Origin of the sequence: Achromobacter sp. HNDS-1, from assembly GCF_040084795.1 — a bacterium.
Lineage (GTDB): Bacteria > Pseudomonadota > Gammaproteobacteria > Burkholderiales > Burkholderiaceae_B > Achromobacter > Achromobacter ruhlandii.
The window spans coordinates 1,095,079-1,120,992 of the sequence record NZ_CP157584.1; the positions used below are offsets into that span (position 1 = coordinate 1,095,079).

Below are 25,914 nucleotides of genomic sequence, written 5' to 3' on the forward strand. Positions count from 1 at the left end.
GAACGTTGTTAAGCCTTGCTTACGCCCCATGGCGGCGCGGCGGCCGGCCTTCTGGTTATCCCGTAATCCGGGCGCCGCCGCGCGAAAGCAAAATGCAAGGCGCCGTTCTTAAAGTCCCCGCTCCCCGGGTCATGCGCACGCACGGCCCGCGGTCTTGTCATCAACAAAAAACGGGGAGCACGCCATGGGCAGCACCATATTCTCTAGAAAGCGCGATCTGTGGGGAGGCGCGTTCATCGCCCTCTGCGGCGCGCTGACCCTCTTCGAGGCCACCACCTACAACATTGGCGAACTGGCGCGCATGGGGCCGGGCTATTTTCCGATGCTGGTGGGCTGCTTCCTGGTTGCCCTGGGCATCCTGATCCCGCTCAGTCCCGACCCCGACGAAATCCAGGAAGAACAGCTTGAAGAGCTATTGCCGCAACCCACGCGGCGCGAGCGCCTGCGCGGCATGGCCTGCATCGCCGCCGGGATCGCGCTGTTCATCGTGATCGGCCAGTATCTGGGCTTCCTGCCGGCCACCTTCGCGCTGGTGTTTGTGTCGGCGCTGGGCGACACCTCGAACACATACAAATCCGCCGCGATTCTCGCCGCCGCGATGACGCTGTTCGGCGCGGTCGTTTTCTCGTGGGCGCTGCAGCTGCAGTTCCCGATGCTGCGCTGGGGGTGATCCATGGAACTCTTCGATAACGTTTTGCACGGGTTCTCCGTCGCCTTCCAGTGGGACAACCTGCTCTGGTCGATCTTCGGCGTCTTCATGGGCAACATGATCGGCGTGCTGCCCGGCATGGGCGTGCTGGCCGCGATCTCCATCCTGCTGCCGCTCACCTACGCCATGACGCCGGTCGCCGCCCTGATGATGCTGGCCGGCATCTACTACGGCGCCCAATACGGCGGCGGCATCACCTGCATCCTGCTCAACCTGCCGGGCACGCCGTCCCATGCCGTCACCTGCCTGGACGGCAATCCCCTGGCGCGGCGCGGCAAGTCCGGCTCGGCGCTGTTCATGCTGGTGCTGGCCTCGTTCATCGGCGCGAGCGTCGGCATCATCATCATGATCCTGTTCTCGCCGGTGCTGGTGGAGGTGGCCTTCCAGTTCGGCCCGGCCGAGTATTTCTCGATGATGATGCTGGGGCTGTTCGCCGGCGCCACCCTGGCCAAGGGCTCGGCCATCAAGGGCGTGGCCATGGTGTTCCTGGGGCTGCTGATCGGCGTGGTCGGCACCGACGTCAACACCGGCACCATCCGCTACGCCTTCGGCGTGATCGAACTGAGCGACGGCGTGCAACTGGTGGCGCTGGCGATGGGCCTGTTCGGCCTGGCGGACTTCTTCGCCAACGTCAACCGCATCGGCAAGGCGACCACCGTAGGCAGCGCCACCAAGATGTCCGTGCGGCCCGAGCCGGGCGACATCAAGCAGTCGGCGATGCCGATCGCGCGGGGCAGCGCCATCGGCGCGATCCTGGGCATCCTGCCGGGCACCGGCGCGACCATCGCGTCGTTCATGTCGTATGCCGTCGAAAAGCGCGTGTCCAAGACGCCCAACCGCTTCGGCCATGGCGCCATCGAAGGCATCGCCGGCCCCGAAGCGGCCAATAACTCGGCGGCGCAGACCAGCTTCATCCCGACCATGAGCCTGGGCATTCCCGGCGACTCGGTCATGGCGCTGATGCTGGGCGCGCTGATCATCCATGGCATCCAGCCCGGCCCGCAGATGGTGACCGAGCATGCCGACCTGTTCTGGGGCCTGATCGCCAGCTTCTGGATCGGCAACGTCATGCTGGTCATCATGAACCTGCCCCTGATCGGGATGTGGGCCAAGCTGCTCAAGGTGCCCTACAAGTATCTCTTCCCGTCGGCGCTGTTCTTCGTCTGCGTGGGGGTGTACAGCACCAACAACAGCCTGTTCGACGTCGGCATGGTGCTGGTGCTGGGCATGGTCGGCTATCTGTTCCTGAAGCTGCATTTCTCGCCCGCGCCGCTGCTGCTCGGCTTCGTGCTGGGGCCGATGGTCGAAGAGAACTTCCGCCGCGCCCTGCTGCTGTCGCGCGGCCAGATGAGCATCTTCATCGACCGCCCGATCAGCGCCGCCTTCGTCTACGCGATCCTGGCGCTGGCCTTGTGGCTGGTCTACTCGACCGTGCGCAACCGCTACAAGGTCCGTGAGATGGAACAGGCCCGAACCTGACAAACCGCATGACATGGGGCCGCCATCCGGCGGCCCCGACGCATCACCAGGAGTACGCCATGAGACTGCACGACGGTCCCCAAGGCGCCGCGCCCACGTCGCCGATTGCGCGCGGCCTGTCTTTCGTGGAATTGATGGAATTGCTCGAGTTCAGCCGGCTGCGCTTCGAGGCGCCCGCGGCGGGCGCCAGCGCCACCCTCATCGGCACGCAGGAGTGGCACCTCGGCATCGACGCCGACGGCCTCCCCCCCTCCGACATCTATATCTGCTCGACGCTGGAAGCCTTGCGCGATGCCGTGTTGCCGCCGGCGGACGCGGAGCTGCGGATCGACACGCCGTCGCTCGACTTCATCCGCCTCATGGCCACGGCGCGCGCGCGGGCAACCCCGCTGCCCCAGCCGTGCCTGCGCGTGGACTTGCAGGCGTTGATCCGCCGGGTGCTGGTCGCCGCCGAAGCGCCGGCCCATTTGTACGACCTGGTCCGCCAGGTCGTCATGGCGCGCCTGTGGATCGACGTCGCGCGGGTATGAACCCTCTTTCAAGGAATCCCGGGCGTGACAGACAACCCGATTGAGATCATTGCCGCGATCGTATTCGCGATCGCCCTGCTGCATACCTTCTCCGCGCCGCTGTTCCTGCGACTGGCGCACCGCAGCAAGCGCCATCATGGCTTGCTGCACCTGCTCGGCGAGGTCGAAGTGGTGTTCGGCTTCTGGGCCGCCGTCCTGCTGGTCCTGATGGCCCTGGGCGCCTCCGGCGCCAGCGCCCTCGAATACGCCGAATCGCGCAACTACACCGAACCGGCCTTCGTCTTCGTGGTCATGGTCATCGCCGCCTCGCTGCCCGTCCTCACGGCGGTCATGCGGCTGGTGGACCGCCTCGCCAGGTGGATGCCGATCGCCGACCGGACCGCCAAGGCATGGCTGTGCCTGGCCCTGGTGCCGCTGGCTGGCTCGCTGATCACGGAACCGGCCGCCATGACCATCGCGGCGATGATGCTGGCGCCGCAGGTCTTTCACCGCGCCATGCCGGAGCGGCTGAAATATCTGGCGCTGGGCGTGCTCTTCGTGAATATCTCGATCGGCGGCACCCTGACCTCGTACGCGGCGCCGCCCGTGCTGATGGTCGCCGCGACCTGGGGCTGGGACAGCGCCTTCATGCTCAAGATGTTCGGCTGGAAGGCCGCGCTGGCGGTGCTGATCAATGCCACCGCGGTCACCTGGCTGCTGCGGCCGCACCTGCGCTCCGGCGATGTCATGGCCGTCGGCAACAGCGCCACGCCGATGTCGTCCACCGTCATCGCGGCGCACCTGCTGTTCCTGGCGTCGGTCGTCCTGTTCGCCCACCATCCGATCATCTTCCTCGGGCTGTTCCTGTTCTTCCTGGGTTATACCCAGGCCTACCCCGCGCACCAGAGCCGGCTGATCATCAAGGAAGCCTTGCTGGTCGGCTTCTTCCTGGCCGGGCTGGTGGTGCTGGGCGGCATGCAGCAATGGTGGCTGCAACCCATCGTCAGCGGACTTGAACCGCGCGTGCTGTTCTTCGGCGCCCTGGCCCTGACCGCCGTCACCGACAATGCCGCCCTGACCTACCTGGGGTCGTTGATCGACGGCATTCCGGCGCAGGCGCAGTACATGCTGGTGGCGGGCGCGGTCGCCGGCGGCGGCCTGACGGTGATCGCCAACGCGCCCAACCCCGCCGGGGTCGCCCTGCTGCGCGGCGGGTTCGACAACGGCGCGGTCAGCATGCCCGGGCTGCTGGCCGGCGCACTGGCGCCGACCCTGGTGGCCGCGTCGCTCTTGTTCCTGCTATGACCCGCCCCCTGGCGGACTGACCGGCGCCAGGGCATCAAGAGGCCGCAGCCGCAAAGTGGCTATATCAAATAACCCGGATTGGCTATTTTTCACCAATCCAATTTTCCCTAGCATGGCCGGGTTCCCTGTCAACCTCGAGCACATCCATGCCAGAACTGACCCCGGCGCTGCGCCAGCGCATCCTCCAAGCCGTGGACGCGGGCTTCGCGGCCCAGACCGAACTGACCGCGCAACTGGTGCGCCTGCCGTCGCAGCGCGGCGAAGAAACCACCGCGCAGGATTTCATGGCGGCGCGCTACGCCGAACGCGGCTACGCCGTGGACCGCTGGCGCATCGACGTCGAGGCCATCCGCCACCTGCCCGGCTTTTCGCCGGTGGCGGTGTCCTATGACAACGCCTACAACGTGGTCGGCGCGCACCGCGCCCGCAGCCTGAAAGGCCGCTCGCTGATCCTGAACGGTCACATCGACGTGGTGCCGGTCGGCCCGCTGGCGCAATGGAGCCGCGACCCGTACGACCCCGCCATCGTCGACGGCTGGATGCACGGCCGCGGCGCGGGCGATATGAAATCCGGCCTGGTCGCCTGCCTGTCGGCCATGGACGCGCTCGCCGCGATCGGCCTGGCGCCGGCCGGCGACGTGTTCCTGCAGTCGGTGGTGGAAGAGGAATGCACCGGCAACGGCGCCCTGGCCTGCCTGGCGCGCGGCTATCGCGCCGACGCCGCCTTCATCCCGGAACCGCTGCTGCCCATGCTGATGCGCGCCCAGGTCGGGCCGATGTGGTTCCAGGTGCAGGTCGAAGGCGACCCCCAGCACGCCTCGGCCGCTTTCACCGGCGCGGGCGCCAACGCCATCCAGAAGGCGATCTTCCTGATCCAGGCGCTGGACGAGCTGGAAACGCGCTGGAACGCCAACAAGTGCGACCACCGCCACTTCTGCGACCACCCTCACCCCATCCGCTTCAACCTCGGCAAGATCGCTGGCGGCGACTGGCCGTCCAGCGTGCCGGCCTGGTGCACCTTCGACATGCGCGTGGCGGTCTATCCGGGCCAGAGCCTGGAAGCCGCGCGCGCCGAGATCGAGGCCTTCGTGGCCCAGGCCGCGGCGCGCGATCCGTTCCTGGCCAAGCATCCGCCCAAGGTGGTCTACCACGGCTTCATGGCCGAGGGCTACGAACTGCGGAACGCCGACGAGGCCGAGGCCGCGCTGCGCGCCGCGCACGAGCAGGTGTTCGGCGAACCGCTGCGCGAATACGCCACGTCGGCCGCCACCGACGCCCGCTTCTACGGCCTGTACGCCGACACCCCGGCCATCGTCTACGGCCCGGAATGCCGCATGCCGCACGGTTACGACGAAGCGGTCAACCTGGAATCGGTGCGCAAGGTCACCCAGACCATCGCCCTGTTCATCGCCGAGTGGTGCGGCCTGGAAGAGCGTCAGGCATGAGCGGCGGCAACCTTCCCAGCGCCGGCCAGGCGCTGTTCGCGGCCGAGCCGCCCAAGCTGTCCCTGTCACAGGCCGAGGCCCTGGCGCAACACCACTACGGCTTGCTGGCCCAGGCCACGCTGCTGTCGAGCGAGCGCGACCAGAACTTCCTGCTGCGCGACGCCGCCGGCGGCGCCTACGTGCTCAAGGCCACCCACCCGGCCGAGGACCCGGCGGTCACCGACTTCCACACCCAGGCGCAACTGCGCCTCATGCGGGCCGGCGGCGAGCCGCCGGTGCCGCGCCTGGTCCCGGGCCTGCAAGGCGACTACGTGCACTGGCACGACGCCGGCGACGGCGCGCGCCGGGCATTGCGGCTGATGACCTTCGTGCAGGGCGTGCCGCTGCACCAGGTGGCGCGCAGTCCGGCGCAGTACCGCGCGCTGGGCCGGGCCCTGGCGCAGTTCGACCTGGCCCTGGCCGGCTTCGACCACGCCATGGCCGACCACGAACTGCTGTGGGACCTGCAGCACGCCGACCGCATCGCCGACCTGCTGCCGAAGATTCCCGAGGCGGACCGCCGCCGGCTGGCCGAGCGCCAGCTCGAACGCTTCGCCAATGACCTGCGGCCGCGCCTGGGCGGGCTGCGGCGCCAGGTCATCCACAACGATCTCAACCCCTACAACGTGATGGTGGCGCGCGACGATCCCGAACAGATCGCGGCGCTGCTCGACTTCGGCGACATGGTGCGCGCGCCGCTGGCGCAGGACCTGGCCGTGGCCGCCGCCTATCTGCTCGACGACGCGCCCGACCCGCTGTCGGCGGGCCTGCGCCAGTGCCTGGCCAGCTACCACCAGACGCTGCCGCTGACCGACACCGAAATCGCGCTGCTGCCCGACCTGATCGCCACGCGCCTGTTGATCACGGTGGCCATCACCGGCTGGCGCGCGCAGCAGCACCCCGAAAACCGCCAGTACATCCTGCGCAACAACGGCCTGGCCTGGACCGGCCTGGCGCGCCTGGACGCCCTGCCCCGACAGCAGGCCAGCGACATCCTGCTGGCCGCCAGCCAGACCCCGATGGAGACTCTTGTATGAGCCGAGACCAAGCCATGCTCAACGCCTTCGACCCCGCCGCGGCCGACGCGCTGCCGCCGGCCGAACGCGAGCTGATCGCCCGCCGCCAGCGCGTACTGGGGCCGGCCTACCGCCTGTTCTACGACCAGCCGCTGCACATCGTGCGCGGCGAAGGCGTGTGGCTCTACGGCGCCGACGGCGAGCGCTACCTGGACGCCTACAACAACGTGGCCTCGGTGGGCCACAGCCATCCGCGCGTGGTGCGCGCCATCGCCGAGCAGGCGGCGGTGCTGAACACCCACACCCGCTACCTGCACGACGGCGTGCTGGACTACGCCGAGCGCCTGCTGGCGACGTTCCCGCAACCGCTGTCGCAGGTCATCTTCACCTGCACCGGCAGCGAGGCCAACGACCTGGCGCTGCGCGTGGCGCGCAGCCACACCGGCGGCACCGGCGTCATCGTCACGCAGCTGGCGTACCACGGCGTCACCGCCGCGGTGGCCGCCGTGTCGCCGTCTCTCGGCCAGGCCGTGCCGCTGGGCGTGGACACCCGCGCCGTGGCCGCGCCCGACAGCTACCGCCACGACCCGGCCACCCTCGGACAATGGTTCGGCCAGCAGGTGCAGGCCGCCATCGACGACCTGCGGCGCCACGGCATCAAGCCGGCCGCGCTGCTGGTGGACACGATCCTGTCCAGCGACGGCGTCTACAGCGACCCGGCCGGCTTCCTGGCGCCGGCGGCGCAGGCCATCCGCGACGCCGGCGGCCTGTTCATCGCCGATGAAGTGCAGGCCGGCTTCGCCCGCACCGGCTCGTGCATGTGGGGCTTCCAGCGCCACGATCTCGTGCCGGACATCGTCACCATGGGCAAGCCGATGGGCAACGGCCACCCCATCGCCGCCATGGTCTCGCGCCCCGACATCCTGGAACGCTTTGGCCGCGAGGCGCGCTACTTCAATACCTTCGGCGGCAATCCGGTGGCCTGCGCCGCGGCCCAGGCCACGCTCTCGGTGATCGAGGACGAAGGCCTGCAGGCCAACGCCGCCCGCACCGGCCAGTACCTGCGCGACGGTTTCCGCGCGCTGGCCGAGCGCCACGCGCTCATCGGCGACGTGCGCGGCGATGGCCTCTTCATCGGCGTCGAACTGGTGCGGGACCGCGCCGCGAAGACGCCCGCCAGGGAAGAGACGCACCGCTTCGTCAACCTGATGCGCCAGCGCCGCGTGCTGCTCAGCGCCACCGGCCTGCACGGCAACGTGCTCAAGCTGCGGCCGCAGCTGCCGTTCGCGCGGGAACACGCCGACCTGCTGCTGGCGGCGGCGGATGAGACCCTGGCGCAACTGTAGGCGGCAGAACGGCGCGGCGCGCGTCCTCTACGCTGGCTCCAGTCACCACAACGGGGGCCGCGGGAGGCGGCGGGCCACCCCGTGATTCGCTGCCGAGTTGCATCATCGGGCGTCACCGCGGCGACCGGCCGCCTGGACGCAACGACAAGGCTCAACGACGCGCCCGGCGCGCGGGCCGGTTCTCCCCGGCCCGCCCCAGCGCCCGCGCAAAGCGCGCCACCCCGTCGTCGATGCGCTCGCATGGCACGCCGCCATATCCCAGCACCACCGCGGGCGACGCCACGCTGGCGGCATCCGGCAGGTAATGCGGCTGCCCCAGCACGATGCCCTCGTCGCGGGCGGCCTCGGCCAGGCGCGGCACCGACACCTTGCGATCGAGCCGCGCATACACATGCAGGCCGGCCCGCGCCTGCGACAACCGCACCTGATCGCCGACGCGCGCCGCCAGCGCGTCGCGCAGCACGATCTGGCGCTGCGCGTACTCGGTGCGCATGCGCTTGATGTTGTGCGAGAAATGGCCGTCCGCCATGAAATCCGCCAGCGCCGCCTGCAGATGCAACTGCCCCGGCCGATAGATGCTGGCGCAGGCCCGCGAGAACGACTCGGCCACCTGCGGCGGCACCACCATGTAGCTCATGCGCAGGCCGGCGAACATGGTCTTGCTGAAGGTGCCCAGGTAGATCACGCGGCCGTCGGCGTCCAGGCCCTGCAGCGACGGGATCGGCGCGCCGTCGTAGCGGAACTCGCTGTCGTAGTCGTCCTCCAGCACCCACAGGCCGCGCGCCCGCGCCGCCTGCAGCAGCTCCAGGCGCCGCGCCAGCGGCATCACCACGCCGGTCGGGTACTGATGCGACGGACTCGTGATCAACAGCCGCGCCCGGCGCGGCAGCTTGCTGGCCGCCAGGTCCAGGCCCTGGTCATCGAGCACGGCGGCATGCGCGCGCACGCCGGCCGCCGCCAGCACCGGCGGAAAGGCCCAGTGGCAGGGACTTTCCACCAGCGCGGCGTCGCCCCACTCTGTCAGCATACGGGCGCACAGATCAATCGACTGGTGCGTGCCCGCCGTGACGATGACCTGCTCCGGCTCGCACACCACCGCGCGCGCCAACCGCAGGTAGCTGGCGATGGCCTCGCGCAGCGGCAGGAAACCCGCGCCGTCCTTGGCGTAGCCCGACAGCGCCAGGTTCGACTTGCCCAGGTGGCGCGACACCAGCCGGCGCCACAGGTGGAACGGAAACAGGCTGGCGTCGGCCACGCCCGGCACGAACGCGCCGGTGTGCTGGCCCAGCCCCGCCGCGCCGCCGGCGATGCCTTCGCCGCGCGTGGACAGGCCCGGCACGTGGCGCTGCACGTGTTCGGGCGAGGCCGGCGGCAGCAGCGGCCGGTCCACGGTCTTCTCGACGAAGGTGCCGCTGCCGCCGCGCGCGCTCAGGTAGTTCTCGGCGATCAGCCGCTCGTAGGCCAGCGTCACCGTGATGCGTGAAATGCCCAGCTCCTGCGCCAGCACGCGCGACGACGGCAGGCGCTGCCCCGCCACCAGCGTGTGGTCCAGCACCCCGCGCCGCACGATGTCGTAGATCTGCTTTTGCAGCGGGTCGGCCGACTCGCGCGAGAGCGCGCCGGAAAGCAGGTCGGCGAGCAGGACTTCCTTCATGAAGTGGACCTATCTCTGATTGGATTGTGGCTATACAAGATATAGCCAGTAGTTGCTATCGTCAACGCCGTATCCAATGCGGCGCCACCGTGGAAAGCCGCGACAAACAAGGGGAATTCCATGCAAGACCAGAATGGCCGCAGACAGCCGGTCAGGGCGGCGGCCGCCGCATTCTTCGGCACCATGATCGAGTGGTACGACTTCTACTGTTATGCCACGGCGGCCGCCCTGGTGTTCGGCGACGTGTTCTTCGCCACCAACGATCCCTTCATGGGCACGCTGGCCTCGCTCGGCACCTTCGCCATCGGCTTTTTCGCGCGGCCGGTGGGCGCGGTGCTGTTCGGCCATCTCGGCGACCGCGTCGGCCGCAAGCAGAGCCTGGTCATCACGCTGCTGCTGATGGGCGTGGCCACCACGCTGATCGGCCTGCTGCCGTCATACCATTCGATCGGCCTGGCCGCCGTGGTGCTGCTGGTCGCGCTGCGGCTGGTGCAGGGCATCGCGGTGGGCGGCGAATGGGGCGGCGCGGTGCTGATCGCGGCCGAACACGCGCCGCCCAAGTGGCGCACCTTCCTGGCCTCGGCGCCGCAGTACGGCAGCCCCATCGGCCTGATCCTGGCCACCGGCGTGTTCCGCCTGGTGTCGGACCTGCCCAAAGAGGACTTCCTGTCGTGGGGCTGGCGCCTGCCCTTCATCATCAGCGGCGTGCTGGTGCTGGTGGCCTTCGTCATCCGCCGCGGCGTCAACGAAAGTCCCGAACTGGAAGCGCGCCTGAAGGAAAAGAAAAAGGAAAGCACCGCTCCCATCAGCATGGTGCTGCGCGAACGCAAGCGCGCGCTGCTGCTGGGCATCGGCCTGTGCCTGCTGGGCATCTCGGGGTTCTACTTCGTCACCACCCTGATGATCACCTACACCACCACCTACCTGAAGATCACGCGCAGCCAGATCCTGGACGTGGTGACCTGGGCCGGCGTGGTCGAGCTGATCAGCTTCCCGATCGCCTCGTACATCGCCACCCGCGTCGGCGAGCGCCGCTTCCTGATCTGGGTCACCGCGCTGTCGACGCTGTGGGCCGTGCCGATGATGATGCTGATCCTGACCGGCGACATCCAGAACATCGCCATCGGCATCCTCACCGCCATCTTCCTGATCGGCGCCTACTACGCGGTGCTGGCGCCCTACCTGCCGCTGGCCTTCCCGGTGGAGATGCGCTACACCGGCATCTCGCTCAGCTTCCAGCTGTGCGGCGCGATCTTCGGCGGCACCACGCCGCTGGTGGGCCTGTGGGTGGCGCATACCTTCGGCCTGACCTGGCAGCCGATGGCGCTGATGTTCGCCATCATTGCCGGCGCCAACCTGCTGTGCGCGATCTACCTGCCCACGCCGGAGCGCGAGGCCGCCCGCCAGCGCGGCGGCGCGCTGGGCGCCGGTCAGCATAGCCGCGCGCTGTAGCGGCGGCGCCGGCCGGGGCGGCAGCCCGCGCGCCCCGGCCGGCTTTACAAGAATTATTCTTATTTGCAATAATCGGCGGCTTCGTCCCTTCCACGTTGCCCCCGCATGCGCCGGACCCGCCCCGCCGAACATGGTTGGCTCGCCTACTATCGCGAGCTGCTGGGCACATGGAAGCGCAAGGGCCACGCCAGCGGCGACGTCGAGGACACCGCCCACGACGCCATCGCCAACATGCTGGAAGGCGACGTCTCGGCCATCCGCAATCCGCGCGCCTACCTGCACCGCAGCATCTACCACGGCCTGGCCAACCAGTATCACCAGCAGGTGCGCAGCGCCGCCGTGCCGCTGCACGACCTGGACGAAGACGAACACCCCGCGCAGGACAGCCCCGAGGCCGGCGCGCGCACCGCGCAACTGTCGCGCGCGCTGCGGCAGGCGCTGGACGAACTGCCCGAGCCCTGCGCCGCGGTCTTCGCCTGGCACCGCCTGGAAGGCTGGACCGTGCCGGAAATCGCCAGCCACATGGGCCTGTCGGTCAGCAGCGTGGAAAAATACCTGACCCGTACCATGCGCCACCTGCACACCCGGCTGCACGCTTATTCGCCATGACATCCGTTCCCAACCTGCCGAGCGATCCCCTGGACGCCGCCGCGTACTGGTTCGCGCGCGACCGCGGCGGCCTGATGACGGCCGGCGAACGGCGCCAGTTCGAGGCCTGGCGCCAGGCCGACGCCGCGCACGAACGCGCCTACCAGGAGATGCTGCAGGTGTGGGGCTTGACCCAGGCCGTGCCCGACCGCGACCTGCGCGCCCTGCTCTCGCGCCGGCCGGCGCCGCCCCCGCCATCGCCGCAACGCCGCCGGCTGACGTGGGGCCTGGCCGCCACCGCCTGCGCCGCCGCCGGCGCCGGTCTGGCCTGGCCGCTCTGGGGGCCGGCGCCGACGCTGTTCGAACAGGCCTACGCCACCGCCCGCGGCGAGCGCCGCCGGGTGGCCTTGCAGGACGACTCGGTCCTGACGCTGAACACCGCCACCCAGGCCGACGTGCGCTACACCCGCGACGAACGGCACGTGGCGCTGCACGCCGGCGAGATCCTGTTCGAGGTGTCGCCGGACAAGGCGCGGCCCTTCGTCGTCGACACCGACCTGGGCCGCGTGCGCGTCACCGGCACCCGCTTCAACGTGCGCTATGACCGCCAGCGGCTGGCGGTGGCGGTCGAATCCGGCTCGGTCGAGGTTGCCACCGGCGCCTGGTGGCGGCGCGAACGGGTGCTGCTGGCCGCCGGCCAGGGCGTCAGCCTGACCCACGCGGGCGACGCCTTGCGGGCCGAAGCCGTGGACGTGGCCACGCTCACCGCCTGGCGGCAGGGCAAGGCGGTCTTCGACAACGTGCCGTTGGCGCAGGTGGTGGACGAGATCAACCGCTACCGCGAACAGCCCATCCGGGTCGCCGCCGCGCTGCGCGGCATCCGCATCGCCGGCGTGTTCGACGTCGACGACACCCGCGGGTTCCTGGCCGCCCTGCCCGCCCTGATCCCCGTGCGCGTGACGCCGCGCGCCGACGGCGGCAGCGACATCATCGCCCGCTGACCCGGCGCCGCGTCTTCCGTCCAGGCCGCCCTCCGCGCCCCGCCCCCGCATTTCCGCTTTCCGCCCTCGCCAGCGCCGCGCGGCGACCGCCACCGCGCCGCTTGCAACGCCGCCCCCTCGCGCCGCCCGGCCGGCCCGGCCGGAGATACATCTTGTTTCCATTTTGGGTTGAGAATCATTACGGGGTTCGGCGTCCGATCCGCTCTTAGCAGGTAAGCGGAGGCTGTCGCCCCGCATGAACCCGCCGGCCGGTTTCCTAGCGGAAACCGCCGCCCCGATCGAGCGCCATCGTGACCCAGATTTCCGCCAGGCCCACCCGCCTCCCGCGCCCCCGCGCCACGCCGCTGCATGCCGCCCTCGGCACCCTGACCCTTGCCCTCGCCGTCGCCCTGGGCGCCGCGCCGTCCGCCGCCCACGCGCAAGCCGCCGCCGTCAAGATCAACCTGCCCGCCCAGTCGCTGGCGCAGGCGCTGCTGCAACTGGGCCGCCAGACCAATCTGCAGGTCTACTACCTGCCCGAAGCGGTGCAGGACCGGCGCGCGCCCGCCATCAGTGGCACCCTGACACCGCAACAGGCGCTGGACCGCCTGCTGGCCGGCACGGGCCTGGTCGCGCGCATCACCGGCAACACCGCGGTGGTGCAGCCGCCCGCCGCCGACACCGCCACGCTGCCCACCGTCTCGGTCTATGGCGACACCCGGGGCGACGCGATCGAAGGCCTGGTGGCGCGCCGCAGCCGCACCGGCACCAAGACCGACACCGCGCTCAACGAGATCCCGCAGACCATCAACGTGGTCACCGCGCAGCAGCTGGAGATGACCGGCGCCACCGACATCAACCAGGCGCTGCACTACGTGCCCGGCTTCTCCAGCTATGGCTCGGACAACCGTTCCGACTGGTATTCGGCCCTGCGCGGCTTCACCCCCACCGCCTACGTCGACGGCCTGCAGGTGCCCAACACGCTCAACCTGGCCAGCTGGCGCGTCGATCCCTACCTGATCGACAGCATCACCGTGCTGCGCGGCCCGACCTCGGTGCTGTACGGCCAGGGCGACCCCGGCGCCATCGTCGACGTGCAGAGCAAGCTGGCCAACGGCGAGCGCATCCGCGAAATCGAGACCCAGGTCGGCAACTACGCCCGCAAGCAGCTCAGTTTCGACCTCGGCGACAGCCTCAACGAGGACGGCACGCTGTCGTACCGCATCCTGGGCGTGGGCCGCGACGGCAACGCCCAGACCGGCCCCAACAAGGACCAGCGCGTGGTGTTCGCGCCGTCGCTGCGCTGGCAGCCCAGCGCAGCCACCAGCCTGACGCTGTCGGCCACCTACCTGGAAGACTGGGGCGACATCAACACCAATTTCCTGCCCGCCCAGGGCACGGTGCTGTCCAATCCCAATGGCCGCATTTCGCGCGACGTCTATACCGGCGAACCGGACTTCAACGACTATCACAAGAAGCAATGGTCGGTCGGCTACGCGCTGGAACACAAACTGGATTCGGTCTGGACCCTGCGCCAGAACACGCGCCTGATGCACCTGCAGCTGAATAACCGTTCGGTCTGGGGCGGCGGCCTGGATGACAGCGACCCGACCCAGGCCACGATCACGCGCTATGCCGGCCGCTTCCAATTCAACTACAGCCGTTTCGACATCGACAACCAGGCCGAGGCCAGATTCCGCACCGGCGCGCTCGAACACACGCTGCTGACCGGCCTGGAATACAGCCGCCAGTCCACCATCGACAGCGAATGGATGGCGCTGGCGCCGTCGCTCAACGTCTACCACCCGGTCTACACGCCGATCAACCGCTCGATCTTCTACGGCCCCAACGCCTTCCCGCGCACCGACACCTATACCGTCATGAACACGGTGGGCCTGTACGCGCAGGACCAGATCAAGTGGGACCGCTGGGTGCTGACGCTGGGCGGCCGCAAGGACTGGGCCCGCACCCGCCAGAACGACCGCGAGGCCGACACCCGCGCCGCGCAGCTGGACCAGGCCGTCACCGGCCGCGTCGGCCTGACCTATCTTGGCGATTACGGCCTGTCGCCCTACGTCAGCTATTCGACCTCGTTCAACCCGGTCTCCAACACCCGCCTGGCCGACGGCAACTGGGCCAAGCCGACCCAGGGCAAACAGATCGAGGCCGGCCTGCGCTGGCAACCCGACGGCAAGAACCTGACGCTGAACGCCGCCATTTACCAGATCAAGCAGACCGACGTCGTCACCAACAACCCGAACGACCCGACCAACAGCAGCTACGTGCAGACCGGCGCGGTGCGCTCGCAGGGCGTCGAGCTGAGCGCCGTGGGCAAGATCACGCCCGAACTGTCCATCGTCGGCGCCTACGTGTTCCAGAACGTCAAGATCACCAAGGCCAACGACGAGACCCAGGGCAAGTGGCCGGTGGACATCCCGCGTCCGCGCCAGATGGCCTCGCTGTGGGCCGACTGGACCTGGCGCACCGGGCCGCTGGAAGGCTTCGGCGCCGGCGCGGGCGTGCGCTACCAGAGCTCGGCCGCGGGCGCGGCCGACAACTCGCTGAAGATCCCCAGCTACACCGTCTACGACGCCGGCCTGCACTACGAAATGCCGAACTGGCGTTTCGCCCTGAACGCCGCCAACCTGTTCGACAAGCGTTATGTCAGCGGCTGCCAGTCGTACGGCGTGTGCATGTACGGCAACGGCCGCACGGTAGTGGCGTCGGTGAAGTACTACTGGTAAAAAACGGGCGTCCCGAGGCCGGGACGCCCGCCTGCCTGCGAGCGCGGCGCCTAGACCAGCAACAACGCGCCGCCGCTTCCCGCGACGATGCCCAGCCCCGCCAGGGCATAACTGTCGCGGCGCTCACACCCGGCGCGATGCGTGCCGATCGCCGCGTGCAGGCACACGGCGCCAAGAATGGCCAGGGCGATTCCAATTCCGAACATGAGGTCTTCCTTGATATATCAAGCGGAATGGCCGGCGGCCGATCCGTTGGCGATGGACCGGCGCGGCGGGGTTCGGTTCCCGCGACCGAAAAACGTCAAAACCGCGTCCGCAGCGTCAGGTTGAAACTGCGTCCCGGCTGCAGCAATGGATTCTGGTCCGTCATGGCGTAATTCACGTTCGAGGCCGTGGCCGCGCTACGGTAGGCGCGGTTGAACAGATTGCTGACGCCCAGCACGGCCTGGGTATTGCCGGCCCGCGGCAATCCGAGCTTATCCAGCTGGAGTTGCGCGTACAGGTTGACCACGCCGAAGCCGGCGGCCGGATATTCCTTGCGCTCGTCGTAGCGGCTCTGCCCCTTGGCCCACTGCAATTCCCCGCTCAGGGCGTAGGCCTCGTTCGGCCCCACATACTGCACCCCCATCAAGCCGCTGAGCGCAGCGATGGACGGCAACGGCCGGTTCGTCACCCGGTTGGTGGCGTGCAGATAGCTGGCGCTGCCATACAGGTTGAGCGCGCGGGTCACTTGCCAGCGCCAGTCGCTTTCGAATCCCTGCACGCGCGCCTTGCCCACGTTCGCGCGCTGCGTCGCCGGCAGCCCCAGATACATCGTGTCGACGCTTTCGATGAAATCGCGAAAGTCGCTGCGGAATGCCGTCAGGCCAACCGTGGCATCGTCGAAATGCAGGCGCGTCCCGGCATCCACGTTAACGCCGCGCTCAGGCTTGAGCTGGGGATTGGGAAAGGTGTAGCTGGTGCCCGTGAAGCCGGCATCGAACATGTCGAAAATCCATGGCATGCGGAATGAATTGCCAACGGTGCCGAGCAATTCGATCACCTCCGTGGCCCGGTATGACAGGCCCAGGCTACCGGTAGTCGCCGTTTGCTGATTGTTCTGCGCGGCCCGGAAGGCCGGCAGCAGATCGGGCGATGGCAACGGGCTCAGGCCGACGTCGGAACGGTACCAGTCGAAGCGGCCGCCAGCGCTCACCGTCCATTTTGGCGCGGGATTCCATTCGTTGCTCAGGAACAGGCCAATGTTGGTCTGGTAACGGGTCGGTCCGCTGCGGATCCAGTCGCCACGGTTGGTGGTGGTGCCGCCGTCGGGCTGGCGCACCGTCGTCCAGGTGCGCAGCTTCTGGCCCGGCCAGGTTTCATGCATGAAGTCCATGCCAAGCGTGGTGGCGACCTTGGCCCACGGGATGGTCGCCGCGAAATTGCCGCCGTAGACCAGCGGTCCGATGACATGACGGCGCACATCGACCACGCGCGCCGCATTGACCTCGTTGTGGGCCGCCAGGGTGGTGTCGAATTCGTTGACGTAAAGACTGGCCCGCAACTCGCTGATCAGGCCATCGAACTCGCCGCGATAGCCCAGCTTGCCCTGCTTGACGGCCAGCGGATCGCGGTGGCTGCTGGCCAGCGGATACGGCGGCACCGCGCCGGCGGCATCGTCGTTCACGTGCGCCATGCGGCCACTGATCTCGATGCGCTGGCGCGCGTCGGGCATGTAGCCCAGCACGATGCCGCCGCCCGCGCCGCGAAAGCCGCTGTTGGGCACTTCTTCGGCGGCGCTGCGGAAATTGCTGGCGCGCCGGCCGGTGGCATACACGCGCAGGTCGAAGCCGTCGCCGGCGGCTTCGAGCGCGGCGTTGGCCTGCAGCGCGTTGGCGTTGCTGCGCCACGAGGCCGACACCTCGCCGCCATTGAGCTGGAATGCATGATCCAGATTGCCGTGGGCGCGCCGGGTGACGAAGTTGATCAGGCCGCCCAGCCCATCGCTGCCGAAGCGCGCCGAATCCGGCCCCCGCACCACCTCGACCTGCTCCAGCTCGGTCGGGCTGATCAGCATGAATTGCAGGGTATTGCGGCCACGGAAGCGATTACCGTCGATGAAGACAGGCACCCGCATGTCATTGGTATTCATGCCGCGCAGGAATACCGTGCCGGCAATGCCGCCCGTGTGGTTGATGGTGGCGTTGGGAATCCGGCTCAATAGCTCCAGGGTGCTGATGGGGCTGAGCCGGTCGATGTCCTGGCGGTCGACCACCGACACCGATTGCGTCACCGCATGGTCCAGCGTCGCCGGCGGCGGCGTGGCGCCGATGGCGTGCAGGCGGCCGTCGTCCGCGCCGTCGCCGGCCGTGACGCGGATGGCCGGCAACTGCGCGGGTTCGGCGGCCACGGCGGGCGCGCCAAGGGTGGTGGCCGCGAGCAGGAAAGCGCGGACGAAGGGCGAAGGCGGAAAGGGATGAGTCATACAGGAAGGCAAAGGCAAAGCCCGAAGGCCGGAGAAACACCGCCGTGCGCGGCGGCGATGAAAGCCGGCGCGCGGGGCAACAGGGCCCCGCGCGCCAGGCTCAGAACCGCGTCCGCAACGTCACATTGACGCTGCGCCCCGGCTGCAGCAACGGATTCAGGCCCGTCATGGGGTAATTGACATTCGACGCCGTGGCGGCGGTGCGATACGCGCGGTCGAACAGGTTGTTGATGCTGAACACCGCCTGGGTATTGCCCACCTTCGGCAAGCCCAGCCGGTCCAGCTGCAATTGCGCGGACAGGTTGACCACGCCAAAGCCGGCCGCCGGGTATTCCTTGCGGTCGTCATAACGGCCCTGCCCCTTGGCCCACTGCAATTCGGCACCGAAGGCATAGGCGTCATTCGGGCCGACATACTGCACCCCCATCAGGCCGCTGAGCGTGGCGATGGAGGGCAACGGCCGGTGGGTGATGCGGTTGGTGGCATGCAGGTAGCCCGCGCTGCCATACAGGTTGAGCGCGCGCGTCACCTGCCAGCGCCAGTCGCTTTCCAGGCCCTGCACCCGGACCTTGCCCACATTCGCCTTTTGCGTGGCGGGCAGGCCGTTGTACTGGGTGTTGACGTTCTCGATGAAGTCACGGAAATCGCTGCGGAACGCGGTCAGGCCAACGCTGGCATCCTCGAAATGCAGGCGGGTCCCCACATCGACGTTGATGCCGCGCTCGGGTTTGAGCTGGGGGTTGGGGAAGGAATAGCTGGCGCCCGTGAAGCCGGCGTCGAACATGTCGAAGATCCACGGCATGCGGAACGAATTGCCGACGCTGCCCAGCAGTTCGATCACCTGGGTGGCGCGGTACGACAGTCCCAGACTGCCCGTGGTGGCGGTCTGCTGGTTGTTCCGCGCCGCGCGGAAAGCCGGCAGCAGATCGGGCGACGGCAAGGGGTCAAGGTCGACATCGGAACGGTACCAATCCAGGCGACCGCCGGCGGTCAACGTCCATTTCGGCGAAATGGTCCACTCATTGCTGAGGAATGCGCCGATATTGGTCTGGTAGCGGGCCGGTCCGCTGGGAACCCAAGCACCGCGATTGACGATCGTGCCGCCGTCGGGCTGACGCGCTGTTACCTGCGTTCGCCGCCCCTGGCCGGGCCAGTTTTCATGCATGAAATCCATGCCGACCGTGGTGGCGACAGTGGCCCACGGAAGCGTTGCCGCGAGACTTCCCCCGTAGGCCAGTGGCCCTGGCACGTGGCGCTGCACATCCAGCACGCGATTTGGATTGGCCTGGTTGTGCACCACCAGCGTGGTGTCGAATTCGTTGACGTAGACGCTGGCGCGCAATTCGCTGATCGCGCCGTCGAACTCGCCCCGATAGGCCAGCCTTCCCTGCTTGACGTTCAGGGGATTGCTGCGGGTGGTGGCCAGCGGATAGGGCGGCACCGTGCCGGCCCAGCCTTCGTTGACGTGCGCCATGCGGCCGCTGATCTCGACGCGCTGGCGCGCATCGGGCATGTAGCCCAGCACGATGCCGCCGCCCGCGCTGCGGAAATCACTGTTCGGCACTGCGCCCTCGGCGCTGTGGAAGTTGCCGGCGCGCCGCCCGGTGGCATAGACGCGCAGGTCGAAGCCATCGCCGGCCGCCTCCAGCGCCGCGTTGGCCTGCCTGCCGTTGCCATTGCTCTGCCAGGTGGTCGACACCTCGCCGCCATCCACGGTGAACCCGTGCTCCAGGTTGCCATGGGCGCGCTTGGTGACGAAGTTGATCAAGCCCCCCAGCCCATCGCTGCCAAAGCGCGCCGAATCAGGCCCCCGCACCACCTCGACCGCTTCCAGCTCGGTGGGGCTGATGAGCATGAACTGCAATTTGTTGCGGCCGCGAAAGCGATCGCCGTCGATGAACACAGGCACCCGCATATCGAGCGTGTCCATGCCGCGCAGGAACAGGGTGCCGCCAATGCCGCCGCCCAGATTGATGGTGGCGTTCGGAATCCTGCCCAGCAGCTCCAGCGTGCTGATGGCGCTGAGCCGGTCGAGGTCCTGGCGATCCACCACCGACACCGATTGCGTGACTGTATGGTCGAGCGTCGCCGGCGGCGGCGTGGCGCCAATGGCATGCAGGCGGCCGTCGTCGACGGCGGCGTCTTCGGCCGTGACGCGAATGGCGGGAAGCTGCGCGGCGGTCTCGGCGGCCATGGCGGGCGCGCCGAGGCTGGCGGCGGCCAGCAGGATGGCGCGGACGAAGGGCGAGGACGGGAAGGAATGAGTCATACGAAAAAAACGCAATAGCCCGGAGGCGGGAAGGAAGCCGCCTCAGGCGGCGGGCGTGGAGTCTTTCAGCCACGGCAGGAAGCCGCGCAGGAAGCGGCTGGTGGCCGGCATGAAATAGCTGCCGTGGTGGTACATCGGATCGAGCGAGGTGACGATCAGCCGGCCCGCGGTGCTGCACCGGTCCTCGTACAGCACCGATCCGGCGCCGACCTTGTCGACCAGCGAGACCGCGCCGGGCGGCGGCGCATAGGTGCCATGCTGGTGCCAGGTGACGTCGGCCAGCGTCAGGTAGCGAAACAGCGAATGGTCGGGCGCCGCCAGCCGCAGGCCGGGATCGGCCCCCGGCGTCTTCCACCACCAGAAATTCACTTCGCAATCGGTCCAGCGCACGCCATCCAGCCAGCGGTGCGAGCCGGTCTCGCCCATCGCCACCAGCGTCTTGCCCGCGGCCAGGAAGCGGGCCAGGCGCGCCCGCTGCGCCACCAGCAGCTCGGGGTTGATGCGGCACGACACGATCAAGGCGTCGCAGCCCTCCAGGGCGGCGTCATCCAGTTCCGGCAGGTAGATCACCCGGTCGATGTACGCCGCCAGTTCCGGCGTGCGGAAGGTGCGATGGTGGTAGTAGGTGCCGGCGTCCAGCGCGGCGATCACCGGCGCGCGCCGGTTCGAAACGGAATGGGCGTCGTGGATCATGCCGCCTCCCCGCGCAGCCAGTCGACCAGTTGCGGCACGATGCGGCGGGTGCTGTCCTCGCTGCCCGCATACATCCACATGTCGTTGCCGGAATGCGTGAACAGGCGGCCGCCGCCGGGCAAGGACAGCACCCAGTCCACCGGCACCGCGTCCGGCCCCAGCGTATGCAGCACGCTGGCGCCGGCCGGCGGCGGATTGCCGCCGCGCGCGTAGAAGCCGGCCACGCCGCGGCGGAAGGTCAGGTGTTCGGGATCGACGCCATCGAAAACGGGATGCGCCTGGGCGCGGTGCAGCCGCAGTCCCTCGATGCCGCGCGCCGGGCCCGGCACGAACGGCGCCAGCCAGCGCAGGAAGGGATAGGCCACGTGGCCGTTGAACACCATCGTGCCACCGGCCAGCAGCCACGCCTCCAGCCGCGCCTGCTGCGACAGCAGATAGCGCTGGTCGGTATTGGCCGGCACCAGCAGGGCCCGTACCGCCGCCAGTTCCAGACGATGCAGGGCGTACAGGGGTTCGGCGACGGCCGGCGGCGCATCGCCGCCGGTCAACGCGGCGGGACCGTCGCCGGTCCAGTGATTCAAATAGACGATGGTGTTCATCGGATTCAATGGAAAAGAGGAATCACGCCCGGCACCTCGCGGCGGTCGGCGGTGATGGTGGTTACCCGCACCGGCAATCCATACAGCCGGCTCAGGCGTTCGTCGGTGCACATCTGCCCGGTGGGCCCGGCCTCGCAGGCGTCGGGATGCATCAACAGGGTCTGGTCGGCGATGTGCTGCGCGTGCTGCGGCTGGTGGGTCGAGAACACCACCGTCATGCCCTCGCCCGCCAGCCGCCGCAGCAGCGTCAGGATCACGTCCTGGTTGCGCAGGTCGAGCGCCGCGCTGGGCTCGTCCAGCACGATGATGGGGCTGGCGCTGGCCATGGCCCGCGCGATGCAGGCCAACTGCTGTTCGCCGCCGCTGAGCGCGTGGAACGGCCGCGCCGCCAGATGCTCCAGCCGCACGGCGCGCAGGCACTCGCGGGCGATGTCGCGGTCGCCCGGGCCGGGCGAGGCCCACCAGCGCAGGTGCCGCACGCGGCCCATGGTCACCATGGCCAGCACGTCGTAGGCGAACAGCGAATCGGTGCGCTGCGGCACATAGGCGGCGTGGCCGCGCAGGCGCACCGCGCCAGCGGCCGGCGGCTGCACCCCCAGCAACGTCTTGAGCAAAGTGGTCTTGCCCCGGCCGTTCGGCCCCAGCACGGCCAGCACGCTGCCGGCCGGCACGCGCAGCGACAGGTCGGACAGCAGCAGGCGGCCGCCGGCCTGCACGGCAAGGCGATCCAGTTCAAGCATGGCCCGCCTCCCGGCCCTGCGTGCGGCGCAACAGCCACGCGAACAGGGGCGCGCCGACCAGCGCGGTGATCACGCCCAGCGGAATCTCGGCGCTGGTGGCGCTGCGGGCCACGGTATCGACCCACACCATGTAGGTGCCGCCAAGCAAGGCGCTGGCGGGCAGCAGCACGCGGTGATCGGGGCCGACCAGCATGCGCGCAATGTGCGGCACCACCAGCCCGACCCAGCCCACCGTGCCCGACACCGCCACGCTGGCCGACACCACCAGCGTGGCGCAGCCCAGCAGCATCCAGCGCAGCGGCTCGACCGCCAGCCCCATGGCGCTGGCCTGCTCGTCCCCCAGCGACAGCACGTTGATGCGGAACCGCAGCGCGAACAACAGCCCCATGCCCGCCGCGATGGGCGCCACCGCCGCCCCCAGCTTGACGTAGGACGCCGTGGCGAAGCTGCCCATCAGCCAGAACACGATCGCCGGCAGGCTGTCGTAGGGATCGGCGAAATAGGTGGCCAGCGAGATCAGCGCGGAAAAGAACGCACTGGTGACCACGCCCGCCAGCACCAGCATCAGAATGGTGGTGCGCCCCCGCGAACGGCCCAGCAGGTAGACGATGGCCACCGCCAGCAGGCCGCCCGCGAAAGCGAATCCCAACGTCGCCCACAGCGACGAGAACAGCAGGATCGCCGCGCACCCGCCAAACGCGGCGCCGGACGAAATGCCGAGGATCTGCGGCCCGACCAGGGGGTTGCGGAAGGCGCCCTGCAAGGCCGCGCCGCACAGCGCCAGGCTGGAGCCGGCCAGCAGCGCCAGCAGCACCCGCGGCAGGCGCACCAGCAATACCACCCGGCGCTCGGCGTCGGCGACGGCCGGCAGCCAGGATGCCAGGCCGTCGGGCAGCGCCCATCCGGCCAGCGCGGCGCCCACGTGAGAGGCCGGCAAGGCATAACGCCCCACGCACAACGCGGCCAGGGCCGACAGCGGCGCCGCGGCGATCATCAGCCACCAGGGCCAGGCGCGCCGCCGATCGTCGCCCCGCGCGGGATTCCGTTCAGCGCAGGCGGTCATAGCCGGCGGCTCCCTGGTTCAAGCGCATGCGCAGCACCTTGTCGATATCGGCCGCGTCGATGTCATAGCCGTACAGCCAGGCGTAGGCCTGCGCGATGCGCTCGCGCAGCGGCCAGTCGAATCGCTTCGGATGCAACAACTGGCTCAGCCACTGCCAGTACAACGGCGATTCCTGGCTGGGGGGATCCCAGATATAGCCGCCGGCCGGAATCATGTAGACGCGATGGCTGCGCACGGCCGGAATATCCGCGAACAGCGGATCGGCATAGATCATGGCGGGCGTCAGGCCCGACTCGAAGTTGTTCAGCAGGATCACATCGGGCGCCCAGGCCATGATCTGCTCGATGCCGACCGATTGGCCGGTGCCGACCACCGCCGCGGCCACGTTGCGCCCGCCAGTCAGCTGGATGTCGTCATCGAAACTGCTGCCCGCGCCCGACGTGCGCAATTGCGGCCGGTAGCGCGACAGGTACAGCACGCCCGGCCGCTCGTCGGCGCGCAGGCCGCCGGTGACGCGAAGGATCTGCGCGCGCACCTCGTCGCGCCACGCCAGCAGCCGGGCGGCTTGCGCATCCCGCCCGAGCGAATGCCCCATCAGCCGGATCCATTCGCGGGTGCGCACGTCGGTGCCGTACAGCAGCGCCGCCACCGGCAGGCCGGCGTTGCGCAGCGGCGCGATCAGGTCGTCGCCCATGTGACCCCACTGCCACACCATGTCGGGACGGATCTGCAGCAGGGTTTCCACGTTCGGCACGAAGCCCGACCGGGTAATGTCCGAGCGCACGCTTTCCATGTGCGGGAACAGGCGCGACGGCACCGGGTCCGCCATGCGCGCAAAGGAGTCGGGATGCATGCCCGCCAGGTGGCGCGACGAACCGCCGTCCAATGACATCAACAGCGTGCCGCCCGGCATCGGCAGCGAGACCGCGCGCGTCGAAGGCGCGGCCTGCGTGACCGGGTTGCCGAGCATGTCGGTAAAGCGCACGGGACCCTGCGCCGCCGCGCCAGACGACCATGACAACGCCGCCGACAAGGCGCTCAAGGCAATGGGAGAATTTATAAGACGGCGCGGTTGCGGCGCGGTCCAGGCCTTGTATTTTTTCACGGGGAGGGCATCTTGAACAGGAATCATTTTCGATTCGAATTCTAGGTATCCACCTCCGCCGATCAAATGACTATTGTCAATTCGTCTCAGTCGCTTCTGCTCGCCGCGTTGCGGCGCCATCCCTGGTTCGAGGGCATCGCCGACGCCGCGCTCGGCGCGCTGGCGGCGCGCGCCCATTGGCTGCGCTTCGAGGCGGGTGATACGCTGTTTTCCGAAGGCCAGCCGGCAACCGCGTGCCTGCTGGTGTGCGAGGGGCTGGTCCAGGGCCTGCGCTACACCGCCGATGGCGATGACAAGGTATTTGGCGAAGTCGGCCCGGGCGGCTGGCTGTCGGTGCTGGCCATGTTCGAGCCGACGCCGCGCCACCTGCATCATGTCCGCGCCCGCCGCGACGGCAATGGTTGCCTGCTGCATCAAGGCGCCTTCCTGCAGCTGTGTCGCGACGACGGCCGCTTCGCCTGCCGCGTCGCCGCCCACGGCGCCGCGCTGGTGCGGCATCACACCGACCGGATCGACTGGCTCACCTCCAGTTCGGCGCAGGAACGCCTGGCCGAATACGTGCTGCGCGCCGGCAAGCCTCAGGCCGGCCAGCCGCTGACCCTGCCGCTCAGCCACTCGCAGATCGCCGTCAAGCTCGGCATGCGGGCCGAGACCCTCAGCCGCATCTTCTCCAAGTGGCGCCGCGAAGGCATCATCGCCAGCCGCGCCGGCACGCTCTACGTGCTGCGGCTCGCGCCGCTCGAACAACTGGCGTCCGGATGCTGAAACGCCGCGTGTCCCGACGGACGCGCGGCGTTCATGCATGACCGCCCGATGTCACGTCCCCGGGCGGTCACAGCCCTCATTTCACGCTCGCCACCGCGTCCAGGATCACCCGCGCCACGGCGTCCGGCTGCGATTGCTGCGGCACGTGGCTGGTCTGCAGGTCGGTGACCTTGGCGCCGATGCGCTTGGCCATCTGGTGTTGCAGCGCCGGCAGGATCATGCGGTCGTGGTTGCTGACGACGAACCACGACGGCTTGGTCTTCCACGCGGCGGTCGACACCGCTTCGCCAAAGGCGCTGGCCTTGATCGGGCCCTGCGTGGCCGCCATCACCCGGGCCTGCGCGGCCGGCACATCCTGCGCGAAATCGCGCGCCAGGCCGGCGGGCGACAGGCTCAGCCAGCCGTGGCTGTCGGCGCCGATGCTGTCCGAACCCGGCGCCTTGGGCGTGCCCTCGGTCAGCGTCGCCACCGACTGGCCGGCATCGGGCGCGAAGGCGGCCACGTAGACCAGGCTGGCGACCTTGGGGTGGTTGCCGGCCTCGGTGATCACCGTGCCGCCCCACGAATGGCCGACCAGCACCACCTTGCCGGGCTGGTTGTCGATGGCGCGGTTGGCCGCGGCCACGTCGCCGGCCAGCGATTCCAGCGGGTTCTGCACCGCCTGCACCTGCACGCCCTTGGCCTGCAACAGGGCGACCACCTTGGCCCAGTCCGAGCCGTCGGCGAAGGCGCCATGCACGATGACGACGGACGGCCGCGCGGCGGCCGGTTCGGCGGCGAACGACTGCGAAACGGGCGCGGCGAACAGGCCGGCGACCAGGAGGGAGGCTGCGATAATATGGCGCTTCATGACGATTCCTTTTTCGGGGTCCAGCGCCGACGTGGCGCTTGGTTGACGCCAGTGTCGTTTTCCCGCCCGTCGCGCGGTATCGGATGATTGACCGATGCGC

The 25,914-nt window shown here is 69.0% G+C and carries 22 protein-coding genes; 12 read left to right on the forward strand and 10 right to left on the reverse strand.

Annotated elements, in window-relative coordinates; translation table 11 throughout:
- Positions 1 to 184 precede the first annotated feature (184 nt).
- The 7 genes from ABFG95_RS04775 (at position 185) to ABFG95_RS04805 (ending at position 7,848) form a co-directional block, all read left to right on the forward strand.
- Positions 185 to 670 carry a tripartite tricarboxylate transporter TctB family protein gene (locus ABFG95_RS04775; RefSeq protein ID WP_278992836.1) on the forward strand — a complete coding sequence of 162 codons (486 nt, stop codon included), beginning with the start codon at positions 185 to 187 and terminating at the stop codon, positions 668 to 670.
- Positions 671 to 673: 3 nt separating this feature from the next.
- Complete coding sequence (locus tag ABFG95_RS04780; protein WP_059271754.1) at positions 674 to 2,188, forward strand: tripartite tricarboxylate transporter permease; 1,515 nt, start codon at positions 674 to 676, stop codon at positions 2,186 to 2,188.
- Positions 2,189 to 2,247: 59 nt separating this feature from the next.
- A complete protein-coding gene (locus ABFG95_RS04785) occupies positions 2,248 to 2,718 on the forward strand; it encodes a hypothetical protein (RefSeq protein WP_059271756.1) in 471 nt (156 codons plus the stop codon).
- Between the two features lie 24 nt (positions 2,719 to 2,742).
- Entirely contained in the window at positions 2,743 to 4,002 is a 1,260-nt protein-coding gene (locus ABFG95_RS04790) for a putative Na+/H+ antiporter (RefSeq protein WP_238922761.1), read from the forward strand.
- A gap of 146 nt (positions 4,003 to 4,148) precedes the next feature.
- A complete protein-coding gene (locus tag ABFG95_RS04795; RefSeq protein WP_278992835.1) occupies positions 4,149 to 5,447 on the forward strand; it encodes an ArgE/DapE family deacylase in 1,299 nt (432 codons plus the stop codon).
- Entirely contained in the window at positions 5,444 to 6,523 is a 1,080-nt protein-coding gene (locus ABFG95_RS04800) for a phosphotransferase (protein WP_238908525.1), read from the forward strand. The genes ABFG95_RS04795 and ABFG95_RS04800 overlap by 4 nt, the downstream gene beginning before the upstream one ends.
- The gene (locus ABFG95_RS04805; RefSeq protein ID WP_068979931.1) at positions 6,520 to 7,848 is read left to right on the forward strand and encodes an aspartate aminotransferase family protein; all 1,329 of its coding nucleotides are present in this window, start codon (positions 6,520 to 6,522) and stop codon (positions 7,846 to 7,848) included. The genes ABFG95_RS04800 and ABFG95_RS04805 overlap by 4 nt, the downstream gene beginning before the upstream one ends.
- Positions 7,849 to 7,999: 151 nt before the next feature.
- Here the strand turns inward: ABFG95_RS04805 and ABFG95_RS04810 are convergent, their stop codons facing one another.
- Positions 8,000 to 9,502 (reverse strand): PLP-dependent aminotransferase family protein, encoded by a 1,503-nt coding sequence (locus ABFG95_RS04810; RefSeq protein ID WP_238908519.1) that lies wholly within the window; start codon positions 9,500 to 9,502, stop codon positions 8,000 to 8,002.
- A 120-nt stretch (positions 9,503 to 9,622) separates the two neighbouring features.
- Between ABFG95_RS04810 and ABFG95_RS04815 the strand changes: the two genes are divergently transcribed.
- The 4 genes from ABFG95_RS04815 to ABFG95_RS04830 all read left to right on the forward strand — a co-directional run bounded on the left by ABFG95_RS04815 (position 9,623) and on the right by ABFG95_RS04830 (position 15,266).
- Positions 9,623 to 10,954 carry an MFS transporter gene (locus tag ABFG95_RS04815; protein ID WP_038504076.1) on the forward strand — a complete coding sequence of 444 codons (1,332 nt, stop codon included), beginning with the start codon at positions 9,623 to 9,625 and terminating at the stop codon, positions 10,952 to 10,954.
- A 105-nt stretch (positions 10,955 to 11,059) separates the two neighbouring features.
- Positions 11,060 to 11,563 carry a sigma-70 family RNA polymerase sigma factor gene (locus ABFG95_RS04820; protein WP_006384744.1) on the forward strand — a complete coding sequence of 168 codons (504 nt, stop codon included), beginning with the start codon at positions 11,060 to 11,062 and terminating at the stop codon, positions 11,561 to 11,563.
- Complete coding sequence (locus tag ABFG95_RS04825) at positions 11,560 to 12,543, forward strand: FecR domain-containing protein (protein ID WP_348995526.1); 984 nt, start codon at positions 11,560 to 11,562, stop codon at positions 12,541 to 12,543. Before ABFG95_RS04820 ends, ABFG95_RS04825 begins: the two co-directional genes overlap by 4 nt.
- Positions 12,544 to 12,833: 290 nt before the next feature.
- Positions 12,834 to 15,266 carry a TonB-dependent siderophore receptor gene (locus tag ABFG95_RS04830; protein ID WP_232063846.1) on the forward strand — a complete coding sequence of 811 codons (2,433 nt, stop codon included), beginning with the start codon at positions 12,834 to 12,836 and terminating at the stop codon, positions 15,264 to 15,266.
- Between the two features lie 50 nt (positions 15,267 to 15,316).
- On the opposite strand, the gene ABFG95_RS04835 is transcribed toward ABFG95_RS04830, so the two are convergent.
- The 8 genes from ABFG95_RS04835 to ABFG95_RS04870 form a co-directional block, all read right to left on the reverse strand.
- On the reverse strand, positions 15,317 to 15,472 hold the full coding sequence (locus ABFG95_RS04835) for a hypothetical protein (protein WP_156350986.1): 156 nt from the start codon (positions 15,470 to 15,472) through the stop codon (positions 15,317 to 15,319).
- Between the two features lie 95 nt (positions 15,473 to 15,567).
- Entirely contained in the window at positions 15,568 to 17,730 is a 2,163-nt protein-coding gene (locus tag ABFG95_RS04840) for a TonB-dependent receptor (RefSeq protein WP_278993016.1), read from the reverse strand.
- A 100-nt stretch (positions 17,731 to 17,830) separates the two neighbouring features.
- Positions 17,831 to 19,999, reverse strand: coding sequence for a TonB-dependent receptor (locus ABFG95_RS04845; RefSeq protein WP_278993014.1), 2,169 nt, complete (start codon positions 19,997 to 19,999; stop codon positions 17,831 to 17,833).
- Between the two features lie 42 nt (positions 20,000 to 20,041).
- On the reverse strand, positions 20,042 to 20,692 hold the full coding sequence (locus tag ABFG95_RS04850) for a hypothetical protein (RefSeq protein ID WP_059271778.1): 651 nt from the start codon (positions 20,690 to 20,692) through the stop codon (positions 20,042 to 20,044).
- Positions 20,689 to 21,291: a hypothetical protein gene (locus ABFG95_RS04855; RefSeq protein WP_278993011.1), complete on the reverse strand. Its 603-nt coding sequence runs from the start codon at positions 21,289 to 21,291 to the stop codon at positions 20,689 to 20,691. The genes ABFG95_RS04850 and ABFG95_RS04855 overlap by 4 nt, the downstream gene beginning before the upstream one ends.
- Positions 21,292 to 21,296: 5 nt before the next feature.
- Positions 21,297 to 22,031 (reverse strand): ABC transporter ATP-binding protein, encoded by a 735-nt coding sequence (locus ABFG95_RS04860; RefSeq protein ID WP_059271782.1) that lies wholly within the window; start codon positions 22,029 to 22,031, stop codon positions 21,297 to 21,299.
- Positions 22,024 to 23,094 carry an iron ABC transporter permease gene (locus ABFG95_RS04865; RefSeq protein WP_230846638.1) on the reverse strand — a complete coding sequence of 357 codons (1,071 nt, stop codon included), beginning with the start codon at positions 23,092 to 23,094 and terminating at the stop codon, positions 22,024 to 22,026. Before ABFG95_RS04865 ends, ABFG95_RS04860 begins: the two co-directional genes overlap by 8 nt.
- Positions 23,078 to 24,199 (reverse strand): ABC transporter substrate-binding protein, encoded by a 1,122-nt coding sequence (locus ABFG95_RS04870; protein ID WP_348995527.1) that lies wholly within the window; start codon positions 24,197 to 24,199, stop codon positions 23,078 to 23,080. Before ABFG95_RS04870 ends, ABFG95_RS04865 begins: the two co-directional genes overlap by 17 nt.
- A gap of 66 nt (positions 24,200 to 24,265) precedes the next feature.
- Between ABFG95_RS04870 and ABFG95_RS04875 the strand changes: the two genes are divergently transcribed.
- The gene (locus ABFG95_RS04875; RefSeq protein WP_059271784.1) at positions 24,266 to 24,964 is read left to right on the forward strand and encodes a Crp/Fnr family transcriptional regulator; all 699 of its coding nucleotides are present in this window, start codon (positions 24,266 to 24,268) and stop codon (positions 24,962 to 24,964) included.
- A gap of 76 nt (positions 24,965 to 25,040) precedes the next feature.
- Here ABFG95_RS04875 and ABFG95_RS04880 read toward each other — a convergent pair whose 3' ends face one another.
- Complete coding sequence (locus tag ABFG95_RS04880; protein WP_054417340.1) at positions 25,041 to 25,814, reverse strand: alpha/beta hydrolase; 774 nt, start codon at positions 25,812 to 25,814, stop codon at positions 25,041 to 25,043.
- Positions 25,815 to 25,914 lie beyond the last annotated feature (100 nt).

What these genes read in the sequence shown, in the direction of transcription:
- ABFG95_RS04850 (WP_059271778.1), bottom strand. Translation starts at nt 20,692, where the DNA reads ATGATCCACGACGCCCATTCCGTTTCGAACCGGCGCGCGCCGGTGATC.
- ABFG95_RS04845 (WP_278993014.1), bottom strand. Translation starts at nt 19,999, where the DNA reads ATGACTCATTCCTTCCCGTCCTCGCCCTTCGTCCGCGCCATCCTGCTG.
- ABFG95_RS04815 (WP_038504076.1), top strand. Translation starts at nt 9,623, where the DNA reads ATGCAAGACCAGAATGGCCGCAGACAGCCGGTCAGGGCGGCGGCCGCC.
- ABFG95_RS04810 (WP_238908519.1), bottom strand. Translation starts at nt 9,502, where the DNA reads ATGAAGGAAGTCCTGCTCGCCGACCTGCTTTCCGGCGCGCTCTCGCGC.
- ABFG95_RS04785 (WP_059271756.1), top strand. Translation starts at nt 2,248, where the DNA reads ATGAGACTGCACGACGGTCCCCAAGGCGCCGCGCCCACGTCGCCGATT.
- ABFG95_RS04825 (WP_348995526.1), top strand. Translation starts at nt 11,560, where the DNA reads ATGACATCCGTTCCCAACCTGCCGAGCGATCCCCTGGACGCCGCCGCG.
- ABFG95_RS04775 (WP_278992836.1), top strand. Translation starts at nt 185, where the DNA reads ATGGGCAGCACCATATTCTCTAGAAAGCGCGATCTGTGGGGAGGCGCG.
- ABFG95_RS04820 (WP_006384744.1), top strand. Translation starts at nt 11,060, where the DNA reads ATGCGCCGGACCCGCCCCGCCGAACATGGTTGGCTCGCCTACTATCGC.
- ABFG95_RS04780 (WP_059271754.1), top strand. Translation starts at nt 674, where the DNA reads ATGGAACTCTTCGATAACGTTTTGCACGGGTTCTCCGTCGCCTTCCAG.
- ABFG95_RS04840 (WP_278993016.1), bottom strand. Translation starts at nt 17,730, where the DNA reads ATGACTCATCCCTTTCCGCCTTCGCCCTTCGTCCGCGCTTTCCTGCTC.
- ABFG95_RS04855 (WP_278993011.1), bottom strand. Translation starts at nt 21,291, where the DNA reads ATGAACACCATCGTCTATTTGAATCACTGGACCGGCGACGGTCCCGCC.
- ABFG95_RS04880 (WP_054417340.1), bottom strand. Translation starts at nt 25,814, where the DNA reads ATGAAGCGCCATATTATCGCAGCCTCCCTCCTGGTCGCCGGCCTGTTC.
- ABFG95_RS04795 (WP_278992835.1), top strand. Translation starts at nt 4,149, where the DNA reads ATGCCAGAACTGACCCCGGCGCTGCGCCAGCGCATCCTCCAAGCCGTG.
- ABFG95_RS04800 (WP_238908525.1), top strand. Translation starts at nt 5,444, where the DNA reads ATGAGCGGCGGCAACCTTCCCAGCGCCGGCCAGGCGCTGTTCGCGGCC.
- ABFG95_RS04805 (WP_068979931.1), top strand. Translation starts at nt 6,520, where the DNA reads ATGAGCCGAGACCAAGCCATGCTCAACGCCTTCGACCCCGCCGCGGCC.
- ABFG95_RS04835 (WP_156350986.1), bottom strand. Translation starts at nt 15,472, where the DNA reads ATGTTCGGAATTGGAATCGCCCTGGCCATTCTTGGCGCCGTGTGCCTG.
- ABFG95_RS04875 (WP_059271784.1), top strand. Translation starts at nt 24,266, where the DNA reads ATGACTATTGTCAATTCGTCTCAGTCGCTTCTGCTCGCCGCGTTGCGG.
- ABFG95_RS04865 (WP_230846638.1), bottom strand. Translation starts at nt 23,094, where the DNA reads ATGACCGCCTGCGCTGAACGGAATCCCGCGCGGGGCGACGATCGGCGG.
- ABFG95_RS04860 (WP_059271782.1), bottom strand. Translation starts at nt 22,031, where the DNA reads ATGCTTGAACTGGATCGCCTTGCCGTGCAGGCCGGCGGCCGCCTGCTG.